Source organism: Micromonospora sp. LOL_014, assembly GCF_048060245.1.
Classification (GTDB): Bacteria; Actinomycetota; Actinomycetes; order Mycobacteriales; family Micromonosporaceae; genus Micromonospora_E.
Genome location: NZ_JBHMIP010000006.1, coordinates 196918 through 211118, shown reverse-complemented (window position 1 = coordinate 211118; position 14201 = coordinate 196918). Strand labels below are relative to the sequence as shown.

General features: G+C 71.1%; 15 protein-coding genes. All 15 read right to left on the bottom strand.

Annotation, left to right across the window (positions count from 1 at the left end):
- Positions 1-23: 23 nt before the first annotated feature.
- The gene (locus ACFHW1_RS07960) at positions 24-1607 is read right to left on the bottom strand and encodes a hypothetical protein (RefSeq protein ID WP_416615150.1); all 1584 of its coding nucleotides are present in this window, start codon (positions 1605-1607) and stop codon (positions 24-26) included.
- A gap of 16 nt (positions 1608-1623) precedes the next feature.
- On the bottom strand, positions 1624-2250 hold the full coding sequence (locus ACFHW1_RS07955) for a phage tail protein (RefSeq protein ID WP_416556335.1): 627 nt from the start codon (positions 2248-2250) through the stop codon (positions 1624-1626).
- Positions 2247-3251 (bottom strand): hypothetical protein, encoded by a 1005-nt coding sequence (locus ACFHW1_RS07950; protein WP_416556334.1) that lies wholly within the window; start codon positions 3249-3251, stop codon positions 2247-2249. Before ACFHW1_RS07950 ends, ACFHW1_RS07955 begins: the two co-directional genes overlap by 4 nt.
- Positions 3248-6808 (bottom strand): putative baseplate assembly protein, encoded by a 3561-nt coding sequence (locus tag ACFHW1_RS07945; protein WP_416615148.1) that lies wholly within the window; start codon positions 6806-6808, stop codon positions 3248-3250. Before ACFHW1_RS07945 ends, ACFHW1_RS07950 begins: the two co-directional genes overlap by 4 nt.
- Positions 6805-7206: a GPW/gp25 family protein gene (locus tag ACFHW1_RS07940; RefSeq protein ID WP_416556332.1), complete on the bottom strand. Its 402-nt coding sequence runs from the start codon at positions 7204-7206 to the stop codon at positions 6805-6807. Before ACFHW1_RS07940 ends, ACFHW1_RS07945 begins: the two co-directional genes overlap by 4 nt.
- A complete protein-coding gene (locus ACFHW1_RS07935; RefSeq protein WP_416556331.1) occupies positions 7203-7601 on the bottom strand; it encodes a PAAR domain-containing protein in 399 nt (132 codons plus the stop codon). The genes ACFHW1_RS07940 and ACFHW1_RS07935 overlap by 4 nt, the downstream gene beginning before the upstream one ends.
- Before the next feature lie 17 nt (positions 7602-7618).
- A complete protein-coding gene (locus ACFHW1_RS07930) occupies positions 7619-8263 on the bottom strand; it encodes a phage baseplate assembly protein V (RefSeq protein WP_416556330.1) in 645 nt (214 codons plus the stop codon).
- Positions 8260-9315, bottom strand: coding sequence for a phage late control D family protein (locus ACFHW1_RS07925; RefSeq protein WP_416615147.1), 1056 nt, complete (start codon positions 9313-9315; stop codon positions 8260-8262). The genes ACFHW1_RS07930 and ACFHW1_RS07925 overlap by 4 nt, the downstream gene beginning before the upstream one ends.
- A 15-nt stretch (positions 9316-9330) precedes the next feature.
- Positions 9331-10113 (bottom strand): LysM peptidoglycan-binding domain-containing protein, encoded by a 783-nt coding sequence (locus ACFHW1_RS07920; RefSeq protein ID WP_416556328.1) that lies wholly within the window; start codon positions 10111-10113, stop codon positions 9331-9333.
- Positions 10110-11405, bottom strand: coding sequence for a hypothetical protein (locus ACFHW1_RS07915; protein WP_416615146.1), 1296 nt, complete (start codon positions 11403-11405; stop codon positions 10110-10112). The genes ACFHW1_RS07920 and ACFHW1_RS07915 overlap by 4 nt, the downstream gene beginning before the upstream one ends.
- A 13-nt stretch (positions 11406-11418) precedes the next feature.
- Positions 11419-11961: a phage tail protein gene (locus ACFHW1_RS07910; RefSeq protein ID WP_416556326.1), complete on the bottom strand. Its 543-nt coding sequence runs from the start codon at positions 11959-11961 to the stop codon at positions 11419-11421.
- Positions 11958-12131 carry a DUF6760 family protein gene (locus ACFHW1_RS07905; protein ID WP_199757663.1) on the bottom strand — a complete coding sequence of 58 codons (174 nt, stop codon included), beginning with the start codon at positions 12129-12131 and terminating at the stop codon, positions 11958-11960. The genes ACFHW1_RS07910 and ACFHW1_RS07905 overlap by 4 nt, the downstream gene beginning before the upstream one ends.
- Positions 12128-12514, bottom strand: a complete 387-nt coding sequence (locus ACFHW1_RS07900) for a hypothetical protein (RefSeq protein WP_199757664.1) — start codon at positions 12512-12514, stop codon at positions 12128-12130. The genes ACFHW1_RS07905 and ACFHW1_RS07900 overlap by 4 nt, the downstream gene beginning before the upstream one ends.
- On the bottom strand, positions 12505-12942 hold the full coding sequence (locus tag ACFHW1_RS07895; protein ID WP_416567523.1) for a phage tail protein: 438 nt from the start codon (positions 12940-12942) through the stop codon (positions 12505-12507). The genes ACFHW1_RS07900 and ACFHW1_RS07895 overlap by 10 nt, the downstream gene beginning before the upstream one ends.
- 81 nt (positions 12943-13023) lie before the next feature.
- Positions 13024-14184, bottom strand: coding sequence for a phage tail sheath family protein (locus tag ACFHW1_RS07890; RefSeq protein WP_416556324.1), 1161 nt, complete (start codon positions 14182-14184; stop codon positions 13024-13026).
- Positions 14185-14201: the final 17 nt, after the last annotated feature.

Sequence of the window (14201 nt, the reverse complement as noted above, 5' to 3'; positions counted from 1 at the left end):
TCCGTCCCGTCGAAGGTCGCTTGTCACTCGTTGGAGATTTCGAACTGCCAGAAGGTCCTCGTGTGCGAAGCAGGAGGCTGCCCCGGAATCCAGGTCAGGGCGTGGAAGTATGGGCCGCCGTCATACTTTCTGCCACTGTCCCAGATGTAGCTGTCGTAGAAGGTGTTCCGTAGCTTGCAGACCAGCTCGTTGTCGGCCAGCTTCTTCAGGATCTTCAGCTCACGCTCACCGATGACGACGTCACCGATCCGCACCGTCCTCGCGGTCACCTGCCCGGCATGTACACCGCGATACTCGCCATCGCCCGATCTGAAATGGAAACCGTCCGGGTCCACTTCGAGCTGGTACGCGTACCGGCCACCGTGCTGGAACCGGATGGCGAGCGTCGTGGGCGGCACGGTGGGCGGCGCCGCGTCGGCCTGTAGCAGCTCCAGGAAGACGAGCTTGCGTCCCGGCTCGACGTCGCGGGCGTCGCGGCGCAACAGCAGATGCCGGTGCTCGGCCCGCACGGCCAACTGGTGACCCTCGACGGCATTCATGCCGACCCCGACCTGGCCGGCCGGGTTGATGGTGAGCCGGGCGGCCTGACTGGTGACCAGCGTCAGCGGGCTCGTCGTCCCGGTGCCCACGATCATCCCGGCCGGCGCACCGAACATCCCGGTGTCGTGCGCCATCACCCGGCCGTCCACCTTCGCCGTGCGTACCGACAGCTTGGTGGTCGCCGTGCCGACCACGTCGACCACCCGCCCCCAGCCGTCGGCACCCGACAGGTCGGTGGTGCCGATGCCGACGTGGCCGTCCGCGCCGACGAAGAGCCGGGTCGTTCCGGCCGGATCCGAGTTGTGGGTCCGCACGTGCAGGCCATGCCCGGCGGCCGACCGTCCGTCGTACTCCACCGAGAAGCCCTGGTTGGCCGCGCCGGCCCAGAACCTTATCCCGCCGCGACGCTGATCGTCGGCGGCGAGCCGGAACGTCAGATGCCGGTCCTGCGGGTCGAAGTCGCCCACGTCCAGACCGCCGCCGACGGCGTCGGTGCCGATCCCGATGCCGCCGGACATCGACAGGCTGGACCGATGGGCGGTGGTCGGGTCGACCGTGACGTCGCCGTTGTCGGCCACCGTGAGCCGGCCGAGCAGCACCGTCGGCCTCTCCAGCTCGGGCGGGGCCTCGGCGGGGGCGACCGCCGTCGCGCCGTTCGGGGCGACCGCCACGACCTTTGGCCGCTCCTCCCAGCGTCGGGCGCCTACCCCTCCGTCCCCGGTCTGCCCCACGTCCGTCGGGGACTCCTGGTAGGCCAGATGCACCTCGATGTTCTGCTGGTTGGCGAATCCCGGACCCAGCGACAGGTCGGTGCCGGCGGCCAGGACGAGGTGCCGGCCCAGGGCGTCGACCGCCATCCCGGCGGAGACGGTGACCGTGGTCGGCTCGTCCGCCGCGGTCAGGGTCAGGCCGTCGCTGACGCCGGTGAGCCGCAGCAGCCGACTCTGCCGGCGCTCGCGGTCCAGGTGGAACTTCTGCTCGTCGATGAAGTCCTGGTCCTCCAGGAACTGCCCGTCGAAGAAGCGGACACGCTTCGATACGACGTCAGGTTGGGTGTAGTCCGCCATCGGACCTCCTCCGGTTTCAGGTCGAGTCGCGCGTGCCGAGCAACGTGTTGCGGTTGAGGACGAGCCGCTCCGGCTTGCCGCCCTCGCGTTCCTTCAGCTCCTCGGATACCAGCCGCATCGTGGGCACCACGACCTTGAGCGCATAGAACGTGTGGGCCGGCTTCTCCCGGTCGATGATCGCCCGCGCGGTCTCCTGCACCCTGCGCAGCTCGTCGCGATCGGCGGCGCCCAGAGTCAGCTGGACCTGGAAGTAGTGGGCGGGAGTGTCGTAATCGTCGAGGATCACCACATCCTCCCGGGTCACCTGGTCGGCCAACGGCCGCAGGTAGATCTCCAGCATGCGGCGCAGCCCGGCCAGGGTCCCCCGCTGCCGGTACAGCGGCACGACCTCCCGGATGAAGCCACGCTTGGTGGCCGCGTCCCAGTCCGCGCGTAGGCTCAGCGCCACCCACCCGGCCAGCCACGGCAGGAAGTCCTCACCGGTGTGCACCGGGTCGATGTAGTCGGCGGACCGCTCAATGGTCTGTTCCAGGCCCTCGACGTCGTCGCGGCCGGTCAGGATCGCTTCGAAGGCCAGCAGGAAACGGCCGGCGAACGGGTCCTCCCGGAACATCGCCGGCAGGTGGTCGAGGTACCGACTCATGGCGTGCCCTCCCCACTCGGCAGGTGGGTGCGGCCGTACGTGTCGTAACCGACCAGGGCCAGCCGGGCCAGCCGGGGCAGCTGGTGCACATCCAACTCGATGCTGCCCGCCACACCGTCGACGCTGGCGGCGGCGACTCCGGCGGCGGCACCATTTGCGTTGACCGGGGTGAGCCGAACGTTCTCGATGTAGTCGAGCAGCGGTGACTGCTCGAGTACGGCGTACACCTCGGACGGGTGGATGCCCTGCCCGAAGGGCCAGCCGGTGCCGGCGGCACCGCCGGTGAGCGGGTCGTAGAACCGGTGCAGCCGGGCCTGTGCGTCGGCGAGGGCGTCGGCCGGCGGGGCGTCCTCGCGCAGCGCCAGGTCGGCCGAGACGCCGATGTCGACGTACTGCGGGCCGACGACATGGTGGCGTACGGTCAGCAGCCGACGCGGCTCGAGAAAGTCGTGCAGCTCGGTGGTCAGCGCGTCGGTGGGCACCGGATGGGTGTCGGTCGCCGCGCCCGGCTCAGGGACGACGATGACGCTGACGTGCGCCGGGGCGGGCGCGGCCGGATCGGCGGCAGCGAGGTTGCGGCCGGCGACGCACCGGACCCGTTGGACCGGGGCCAGCCCGGCGGCCTGCGACTGAGTTGGCCAGGTCCGACGGACCAGGTACTCGTAGTCGTCGGCGGTCGCGGCCCGGTAGCGCTCGTGCAGGTCGGCCACGGTCTGCCGGACGGCGTCGTCGAGCCCACCGGTGGCCGGTGGTGTCCACTCCGGGCCGTTGAGCAGCTGCAGGAAGTTGCGGGTGTGGCTCTGCGGGATCTGGTTGACCTGGTACAGCTGCATCTCGGTCAGCCAGGCCAGCATCTCGACCAGGACGATGCCGGGGTCGCTCGGGTTGTGGTCGGTCCACTCCGGCAGCAGGGCCGGGATCAGCGACCGCGCCTCGCCTACGAGGTCGTCGTAGTCGCGGTCGTCGAGATTCGGCAACGGAATCGGCACGGCGGTCCTCACGCTGGAAGGGTCACGGTGATCTGGTGCCGCCCGGAGTAGACCAGCGCCCGCGCCAGCCACCGGGTCAGGTCCGCGGCCACCGGCTCTGCCGCACCCTGCGCGAGCGAACGGTCCAGGACCGCCGCCAGCCGCTCACCGAGGGCTTCGGATTCGGCCACCTGCGCCACCGCGAGCTCGCGGACATGGTCGACTCCGTCGACGGCGGTGACCGCCGCGTACAGGTCCGAGCGGTGCGGCTTGCGGCCGAACGCCCAGCCGGTGCCGTCCGGTCCGCCGGTCAGCGGATGCAGGAAGCGGTCCAGGGTCTGCTCGACCCGCGCCCGGACCAGCCCGGCGGACTCAGACGTGGTGGCCACCACCGTGGCGGTGACGGTCACCTCGATCCACTCCGGTCCGGCGACCCAGAGGCCGACGGTCGGCGCGCACCGGGCCCGCAGGTGCTGATCCACCTGGCGCAGCAACCCCAGGCTGGGCGCCGGTCGGGCGGCGGTGGAGACCGGAACCACGATGACCCCGACCCCGCCGACGTCGGCCTGCTGATGCTCACCGCCCGGCTGCTCGCCCGGATCGAGCCACAGGTTGAACGGGTCGAACCCGCTCGGCGGCACCGCCTGGGCCCGGGCCACCTCCGCCGAGGACTCGAACGCAAGGTCCACGAAGTCGTCGACCGTGACCGCCCGGTCACGGTGGCGCAGCGCCTTCGGTCCCCGGGCCCGCACCCGGTCCAGCGGCTCCCAGCCGGCACCGCCGGAAGCCGGCTCGTGGTTGGTCACCGAGTCCAGGTAGGGCACCGCAGATTTCAGGGTGACGACGGTGCCCGCCGGACGGTTTCCCTGCTCACCGCCGCCGGTGCGGTAGGTGATCCGGACGTTGTTCTGCCCGAGCGGCACCACCCGCCCCGCCTGGCCGTCGCCGAATCCGATCTCACCGGTGGCGGCGTCGATGGTGTAGTGCCGGTCGCCCGGCCCGGAACGGTGGAAGTCCGTGACCTCGTGCCAGCGTACCCAGGCCTGCTCAGCATCGTCGGTGACCGCGCCTGGGCCGTCGGCCGCGACGAGCGCGGCCTCCTCTGCCGGCGACGGCCGCTGCGGCTCGCGGACGACGAGCTGCTGGCCGGCCAGCACCGGCGTCTGCGCGGTGGTCAGCCGTTGGCCGGCCTCGGCGACGCCCGATCCGAGGATCTCCTCGGTGCTGGTCGTCGTCTGCGTCGCCCAGGTCGTGTTGGGTGCGACCCGGCGCAGCCGGGGCGGGGTCGCGAAGCTGCCGCGCCGGTGCCGTAGGCGCAGCCAGCGCCGATGCTGACCGAAACGTTCCCGGGCGGTCAGGTCCGGCGGACCGACGAAGCGGACCACGCCACGGTCGCCCAGCGTCCCAGTCTCGTCGATCGCGGCCAATGGCCGCCAGCCGTCGACGCCGCTGTACTCCCACACCAGGTCGGCCCGGTCGGTCAGGTCGGCCCCGGCGAGCCGGTCGGCGGCCACCTCCTCCGGCGCCGGTGGCTCGACCTGGAGGTAGAGCGTGACCGGGCGGTTGCCGAACGGCTGGTCGAAGCCGAGGTAGAGGGCGGGCTCGCGGCTCGGATTGGGGACGAACGGGGTGACCTCCCACGGCTCGTCGCCGTCGCGGTGGTGGGTGACGAGGCGGAAGTCGTTCTCGGTCACGCAGGCCTGTGCCGGGACCGCGGCGGCGAGACCAGCGCGGGACCGCCACGACAACGTGGTGACGACCGGCGGCGCGAAGGTCGCGTCGACCAGTTCGTAGCCGCCGTCGTCGTTGCGCGTGTAGTGGGCCGCGGCCCCGTAGTCGCCACCGATCAGCCGGACCCGCACCCAGTACTCCTCGACCCCGTTGACCCCGGTGGGCGCGAAGCCGACCGGCGGGGTGAGCGTCACGGTGGCGCTGTCGGTGAAGGCGTACTCCGGATCGTCGACGGTCACCGAACGCCAGGCCGCGCCGTCCCAGGCCTCCCAGACGAGCCGTGGGTGACCCTCGGTGCGTACCGGCGGCACCGCAGGGCCGGCCGGGTCGTCCGGGCCCGGCGGGTCGGCCGGCCCGTTGGTCAGCGTCACCTCGACGACGAGCTCCGCGCCCGGCCAGACCAGGTTCGCCGGGCAGGCCAGGTAGCAGGTGTCGTTGAACCGGGGCTGCTCGCCGAAGGGACGGAAGTCCTTGGTCACGTCGATCGGGCTGGTGTTGCTGACGGCTCGCGGCAGCGCCACCGGATCCGGTTCCGTCTGCATCGATACGTCGATGGCGGTGATGACGGGCAGCTCCCAGTCATAGCCGACGGTCACCGCCGCCAGCTGGGGCAGGGTGGCGTACGTCGCACCGTCGTCGACGATCTCGGCCCGCAGCCAGTGGCCGGACCGTCCCTGGAACAGCTCGGCCGGCCACTCGGCCGGCATTCGGAAGCTGATGTCGCCGGCGCGGGTCAGCGCCTGCGTACCGTCGCGCAGCCTGGCGGGAGTGTCGAATCCGGACGCCACCTGCGCCGTGCTGGACTGGCCCAGCGGCTGCCATTCGTCGCCGACCTTGTACGACCACACCACCTGCACCCTGGTGTCCGGGACGGCCGTTGCCGGTCGGGCGAGGGTGACGGTCAGTCGGACGACGGCACCGGGAAGAGCCGTCGCCGTCGGGACGCTGAGGTAGCACCGCCTGACCTGGCTGCTCTCACCGAACGGGAAGACCCCCGCGACGTCAACCTGCGGGGTGCGCTGACCGGCCGCGACGGCGTCGAGGGCCAGCCCGGGGACCGGGTGGGGCAGCGGCATGTCGAGCTGTGCGCGTAACCATCCGGCGGTGGTGCCGTTCACGTCGTACGCGGGCAGGGGCGGCAGGCCGGCGAGGGTCACCACCAACGCGGTGTCCGTCAGCACCGTGTCGGCATCGACCGGCTGCCACCGGGCGCCGTCCCAGTACGCCCAGGAAATCGGCCAACCGCCGAGCATCGTGACGTCCGTGGTGGTCAACCGCACGGCGACGGTCTTGGTCCCCTCGGTGACGAGGACCGGGTCGCAGGCCAGGTAGAACCGGTGCGGCACCGGCTGGTCACCGGTGAAGGCGGCGAACGACTCGTCGCGCTGGCCGGTACCCGCGGCGCTGCGGTCGGCGTAACTGTCCCGCAGCGCGTCGTCCACGAGCACGGCCTGCAGCTGGGCCGGGGTGACCACCAGGTCGGTCGCGGTCTCGAAGACGACCTCGTCGTCCTCGCCGTCGCGCGGGGTGGCCGCGACCTGGGTGCCGGCCGGGACCACCGCTTCGGTGCGGCCGCCCGGGGCCAGGGCGAAGGTGAGCGGTACGCGGGCCGGTCGCGGCGGCACCGGCCGGGTCCCGATCAGGTTGAGGAACGCGAGGTAGTCGCGTTCGGGCACCTGGTTCAGCCGCTGCACCACCAACTCGGCGTAGCGGGCGAAGATGCCGATCAGTGCCTGGCCGGCGTCGGGTCGCCCGTCGGCGGGTGGCCGCCAGTCGCTGTACCGGGTCACCAGCGCGGTGGTCTGCGCGGCGAGCGCTGCCCGGTCGCGGGGATCGATGGGTGGGGGCTGTCCGGTCATGTCAGGTAGAAGGGGTAGACGAGGTTGAACCGGCTGTTGGTCGAGCGCACCTGGTAGTTGATCTCGATGAGCAGGCGGCGCCGGTCGGCGGGGTCAGGTGCGGCGTAGACGTCCAGCACGTCGATCCGGGGTTCCCAGCGGGCCAGTGCCTCGCGCACCGACCGGCTGACCCGACCGGCGGTGCCGATGTCGTTGACGTCGAACACGATGTCGTGGATGCCGCAGCCGAATTCCGGCCGCATCACCCGCTCGCCGGGTGCGGTGCCGAGGATGAGTCCGATCGATTGGCGGATCAGTGCCGCGCCGTCGTCGCTGAGCCGGATGCCCTGCGCCGGCTCGTGGCCGACCGGGAACGCCCAACCGGTGCCGAGGAAGCCGTGTTTCACCGTGCCGGTCACCCGATCGTCACCGTGCCCGTGGCCAGCACCGTGCCGCTCGGCAGGTCCTTCGGATCGTTGCAGGTCGAGGCCAGGTCACCGGACCTGATCGCCGGCTTTCCGTTGATCTTCACTGTCGCGCTGCCGCCTTCGAGGGTGGCCGTGTTCGACGGCTGCTTCTGGAACGACGTGCCGGGCGCGGTGGGTACGTGTGCCGGGGTGTTCTCGGCGGTGGAGCCGGCCACCGCCGCCGGCTTACCCATGATCTTGACGTCGGCGCTCAGCCCGCCGTTGATGATCCCGGTGAAGGGATGCGGCAACGGTGTCGGTGTCGGCGCGGGTGCCCCGGGCACCATGACGATGTGGATGTCGGTCGCGTTGACCCGGTCACCCTGCTTCGCCGCGAACTGCCCCATGAGAACTCACCCCCCATTCAGTTGATGTTGACTTGACTGCCCTTGATGTCCAACTGTCCACTGGACTTGACCGCGAGCGCGGACTTCGCCTCGACCTTGACGTCGGCCGTGGAGGTGATCTCGACGCCGGCACCGGCCAGCCGCAGCCGCCCGCCGGCGGAGATCACCACGTCCGCGTCCGCGGTGACGGTGATCTGGTTGTCCTTCGTACTGATCACGATGCTGTTCCTGCCGCTGCCGTCGACGATCTCGATCCGCTCGTCCTGCTTGGTGTCGATCAGCCGGATCACGTGCTTGCTGCGGGAGACCATCACCCGTACGTCGTTGCGGCCGTCGGCGTTGGTGACCGGTGGGGTGTCCTTGCCGTTCCACAACGCACCGACGACGTAGGGGACCTCCGGATTGCCGTGTTCGAAGGCGACCAGCACCTCGTCGCCGACCTCCGGTAGGAAGTAGCAGCCACGGCCGGGGCCGGCCATCGGCGAGGCCACCCGCGCCCAGTCGGTCTCGACATCGTCGGCCAGCCAGGGCAGCGCCACCTTGACCCGGGCCAGACCGTCCGGGTCGTTGTTGTTGGTGACGATGCCGATGACCACCCCGTGGTACCGCCCGTCCGGGTGGGCCGGCTCGCCACCCGCCAACTGGTGGTAGACGTCCGTCACGCCGCGTTCCTCCGTACTTCGAAGCTGGACCGGTAGCCGGCCGCTGCGGTCACCGAGTGTTCGACGGAGACGACGTAGTACTCACCGCTGAAGGTCTCACCCGCTCCCTCGATCCGCACCACCTCGCCGGCGTGCAGGCGAGGCTGCCCGCCGCACTCGGCCTCGCCGGTGATGTAGCTCAACGCCAGGTCGTTGAACTGTCCCCGGGCAAGCTGGTCGGCACGGTCCTGGTTCGGCACCGGCAGGTCCGCCCTGGTCGATCTGGTTCGGCCGAAGACCCGGCCGACCTCGCGGGGTCCGGTGACAGCACCCATCGCCGTGGACTCGGATCCGGAGCCGAACGTGGCGACGACGGCCTTCTTGGCGGCCACGTCCCAGCCCCGTACGGAGTGTTCGGCAGCCTGGCCCATGGTCCGCAGCCGGGGGGTGAACTGGGAGATGTCGTCGCCGACGCGCAGCTTCGCCGCCGGCACCCGGCCGTGCTGCGGCGGCCGGAAGGACAGCACCTTGTCCCGTACGTGAATCTCGTACCCGAGAAGCCCCGCCCTCCGCTGCAGGAACTCCAGATCGGTTTGGTTGTTCTGCAGTACGTAGTCGAGGTCGGTGCGGGTGTCGGGTACGTCGGCGCGCAGACCCGCTTCCTTGGCCAACTGCCGAGCGATGGTGCTGTCCCTGGTGCGGGTGAAGGTCCTGGTCCGCTGCCGGCGGGCCAACCGGTGTCGCAGGTCGTAGCCGCGGATGGTCAGCGTCGGCGGCCGGCCTTCCGCGAACGACGGCTCCAGGCTGGTGATCTCCCCGGTGATCGCCAGGTGCAGGTCCTTCACGTACCCGAGCGAGATCCGCACCTCGGTGCCGACCGCGAACAGCGTGGAGTCCGACCAGGTGACCGCGAGCCGCTCCGCGTCCCAGTTCTTCAACGTGACGGTGAACATGCTCAGCGCGTTCAGGTCCTCCAGCACGGTCACCGACTCCACGTCCTTGTGGGCGTTCGGCGGCAGGCGCCGGCCACCACACCGGATCTCGAAGTCCGGCCCCGACTCGGCGGTTTCCATCGTCTGACCCTCCGCTCAGCTCAGCCGCGGTATGGTCAGGACCGTGCCGGGACGCAGGTCACGGGGGTTGACGATGCCGTTGGCCGAGGCGATGTGCCGCCACAGCCGCGGATCCCGGTACTCGGCGGCGGCGATGCTGTGCAGCGTGTCGTTGCGCCGCACCACCCACGTCTTGTGCACGTCGGAGGAGTGCAGCTCACGCTCCTTGAGCTGGGCGTCGGTGAGCGACTCCACGAAGCTGCAAGAAACCGTCGCCCGCACCGGCGTGCCGTCGGGCAGGAACATGGTGAACCGTTCGCTGATCTGGGTGAGCACGCCGGTGAAGATGTCGGCGAAGGCCCCCCAGGACAGGGTGCACAGCGGTGGCCGGTGCAGTTCCTTGTCGAACTCGGCCAGCCGGGCCACCCGGCTGGTCAGCGCGGTGACGTCGGTCGCGTCGCCGGTCTGGAACGGATTGGGAGGCGTCACCAGCGAGGTGGCCCGGGCCCACATGGACGCCTCCGCCCTCGACTCGTAGGTGTCGAAGAACAGCTCGAGCGACAACGTCGCGGGCTGCATGGCCGCGAACTCCTGCTGCAACCCGCTCCACGTCCAGGCGCTGCCCTTGCCTGCGCTCTCGTGCGCGTGCCAGTTGACCGACCGCGACCGGATGATCTCGTGCGGATTGAACAGCGCCTCGATCGGGCCGTTGCGATCGAAGTCCGTGCCGTCGTGGGCGATGGTCAGTTTCTGCAACCCACCACCGCCCGGGCCGAACCCGAGCGCGGCGTTGGCCAGACCCGCCTTGTTGAGACTCACCGCCGCACCCCCCGACGCTCGGCCTCGACCGACAGTCGGCGCATGATCCGGCCGTGTACCTGCTCGGTGACCTGCCCGACGTCGACCTGCGGGGCCGGCTGAACGGGCGGCTGCGGCACACCCCGGTCGGCCCGGGGCGGCACGGACCCTGAACTGCCGGGCAGGGTGCCGGCGCCGTCGCGCGAGCCGAATCCACGGCCGCCATGGCCGGTCGCACCGTACCCGGGGCCACCGGAAGCCGCTGGCACCGGGCCCGCGACGGCCGGGTGGTACGGCACGCCGGCCGCCGACGGTACGCCGACGGCGCCGGGTACCGACCGGACCTGCGGGCCGGCCGCCGACGGTGCGGCCAGCGGAAGCTGCGGCGCCGGTCGGGCCGCCGGCTGCCGCGCGGTGACCACCTGGGCCGGCGGTACGGCGGGCGGGCGCTGCCCGACGGCGGACGGCACACCGGCGGCGGGCCGACTGGCGTGATCTGCCGTCGGTGGGGTGCGGAAGGTCAGGTGGGATCCGCTGGCCATCCGGCCAGGGACGCCGATCAGCCCGGTCCAGTCGGCGGAGCCGGCCACCGTCGGACCCGCGGCAGTGGGAGTCCACGACCCGGCGGCGGCACCGGGAGCACCCGTCGGCACCGCCGGCCTGGTGGGCGACGGCCTGGTGGACGACGGGCTGGTGGACGACGGGCCAACGGACGCCGGCGCTTCGGCCGGGCGGGCCGGCAGTGGCGCGGAACCCTGATCGGTGGGTGCGGCCACCTTGCGTTGAATGGTCAGCGGTCGGCCGGCACCCGGCCGGGGCGTCACCGGCGGCACGGCCGGGCCGGCGATCCCGGGACCGGTGGCGGTCCACACCGGGCTCAGCTCGGCGGCCGGGCGGGCCGGACGCGCCGACACCACCGGGCCGGACGAGGCGGCCGGCGATCCGCCGGCCGGGTCGGCCGCCGGGCGGCGGGCCGCCGCGACCGGCCCGGGGTGCGCCGGGGCAGGTGGCCCGGCGTTCGCCGGGGCGGCGGGCGGGCTGGTCGGCAGAGCACCGACCGGGGCAGGGCTTCCGGCTGACGGTGGCGGTACCGGTTGCGCGTACACGATGGGTGTCGTCGGCCCGGCGTGCTGCTGGGTGGCCAGGTTGACGTAGCGCGAAGCGACCTCGGCCAGCGGCAGACCCGCCGGCATGGTGTGGTGGCGGGTGAGCGCGGACCGGGCCTGGCCCAGGTCGATCAGGCCGGGTCGCCGGGCCGGCCGGGACAGCCGGTGGACCAGCGCCGGGTCGAAGGTCGTGTCGTCGTCGTTCATCCGAGGCTCCCGGTCAGCCGACCATGCCGGCCACGCCGTGCGCCAGCGCGGCGGCCTGGCCCAGCAGCGGCTTGGTCAGACCCTCGTGCACCAGCTCCAGCGACTCGAAGCCGACGTCGTCGCCACTCGCGCTGAACGTCGGGCCGGTCCAGCGCACCGGCAACGCGTTGCGGAAGTTCCACCACATCACCGGGATCTGCCGGCGGTCGAGCAGCACGATCGTGCCGCTGCGGCGTTGGATGACGCCCCGGGTGGTGTTGTCGTACCAGCCCCACAGACCGCTGAGCGGGCTCAGCCCCTGCCGCAGCACCAGGTGCGCGGGAGTGGCCGCGCCGGGCAGCTGGTGAACGAAGCTGTTGACCCCGCCCTCCCGGTAGGACTCCATTTCGATCTGGCTCTCCAGGCCGCTGACCTCGTTGAACCCGGCCAGCAGCAGGCCCTCGATCTCCACCGCGAAGTTGAAGGTCTGGAACGGGTCCGGCAGCCGCAGGCCGGTCCAGTTGCCCACGGCGGCAGGTGCCCAGCTGAGCCCGAGCGGAATCCCGGTCGACATCATCTCCGTGCCCCTCCCTGTTCGTTGAGTCGCTCGTTGATCCGCGCGACCTCCGCGACCCAGCGCTGCCGTTCCCGGTGGTCCAGCTGCATGATCTCGTGATAGGGCCAGTGAAAGTGATAGGCCAGGTACGCTACTTCCTCGTGCAGCCGGTCCGGGGAGTAGCGCGTCATCCCCCCAGGCTGGGCGGCTCCACTTCGAACGATCCGCTGCAGTGTGGGCAGTCGACCTGCAGCCGGGCGTGCCCGTTGAGGTTGATCCGCTGGTAGAAGTCCTGCAGGTAGGCGAGATCGGCGGAGTAGAGGTTCTCGACCACGTTGGTGTTGATGTACTCCAGCCCGCCCAGCCGGGTGATCACCCGGGCCAGCAGGATGATCACCAGGTAGCCCGGGTTCGACCGTACCCGGGGATCCTTGATCGGCTCGATCTCGTCGAGCGCGGTGGCCATCCGCATGGTTCCCTCGCGGTGCACCGTGCCGTCCGGCGCGACCAGCCCGTGCGGCAGGGTGAACGGGAACTCGGTACGGCGGGCCTCGGCGACGCCGGTCAGCTCCACTGGTCGACCTCGATGCGTTCACAGGCGAGGATGAGCTGCTCCACGGCGATCTCGTCGCTGGTAGCGCTGAGGCTGGGCCCGCTCCACGACCTGGGCCAGCAGTCGAACAGGTTCCAGGTCACCTTCGGGTTGCCCTGCTGGTCGAGCAGGGTGATCGACACGTTGTGCCGTTCCACGGTGCCCTTCATCACCTTCTGCCGCCACTCCCACAGCTTGCTGTCGCTGGTCAGGCCACGGCTGAGCGTGATGTCACCGTAACTGTTCAGCCCGGGGATCTTGCGTGGCGCCAGGTTTCGGTCCGTACCCTCCCGGTACTCGGCGGCGTTCTGGCTGGTCTCCAGCCCGGAAGCCTCCCGGAATCCGGCCCGGGTAATGCCGTCGAGCTCCACCGCGAAGTTGTACCCGAAGTAGGGGTCGAGTCTGTCCACAACCGCACCTCACTGTCTGTCCGCACCGAACTTGTTGTCCGCACCGACTGTTGTCCGCGTCGAACTTGTTGTCCGCACCGGTCACGCCACGCCGACCGTCACCCCGCTCGCGCCGTGGATAACGCGGACGGTGACGAACTCGGCTGGCGCGGTCGGTGCCACTCCGATGTGTGTCACTACCACCCCGGCCTCGATGACCGCAGGTGGGTTCGTCTCGTGGTCGCACTTGACGTAGAACGCCTCGGCGGGCGTGCGGCCCTGCAGGGCACCGCGCTGGAACAGCCCGTCAAGGTACGCGGTGAGTTCCCGCATGATCCGCACCCACAGCCGGACGTCGTTCGGCTCGTGGACCAGACCGGTCATGAACCGTTCGATCCACCGGCCGATCGTGCTCACCAGGCGACGGGCGGTCACGTCCCGCCAGGCGGGGTCGGCACCGAGGGTACGCGCGCCCCAGACCCGTACGCCCCGGCCGGGCAACGCCCGCAGACAGTTGACCCGCTGCCCGTACAACGTGCCGACCTCTGCCGCGGTGAGCTGCACCTGCAGGTCGACGACGCCCTCGACCACGGTGTTGGCCGGCGCCTTGTGGACGCCGACCCGCTGGTCGGCGGTGGAGTACACGCCGGCGACATGACCGGACGGGGGCAGGTGACGCAGCCGTCCGTCGGCACCGGACGCGCCAAGCCAGGGGTAGTACAGCGCACCGAACGCACCGTCCGGCGCGGTCAACGCCGCGCACTGCTCGGCGACCTTCGTCGGATCGACGGCCGGGACGCCGTCGAGCAGCGCGAACCGGTCACCGCGCTGCCGGCAGTGCCGCAGCATCGCCTGCTGCGCCTTGACGACCGGGTCGATATCCTTGTCGACCGGCCACGGTGCTGCGGTGACGATGTCGGGGGCGCAGACCAGGTCGACGTCGTCCAGGTCGTCCAACATCGCCAGCCCCGCCTGCACCGCCTCGACGGACGACAGCGCCCTGGGCAGTCGGACCACGTGACACAGCGTCCCGCCGTTGTCGAAGAACCCGCGGACCGCGTCGGCCAGGAAACCTTCCGGGGCGTCACCGGAGGTCGCAGTGCCGAAGATCGCCTCGAACTGCGGCCACAGGGTCAGCCGCTGCGGGGTGTACGGGCCGGCGGCGGCCCGACCGAGGAAGGCGGGCACCCCGGTGAGCTGGGTCGGTGGTGGCGGCGGGAACACATCCTGCCGGTGCACACCGGGTGTCAGCTGCTGGGTCACGGTCTCGTCCGGCCGTC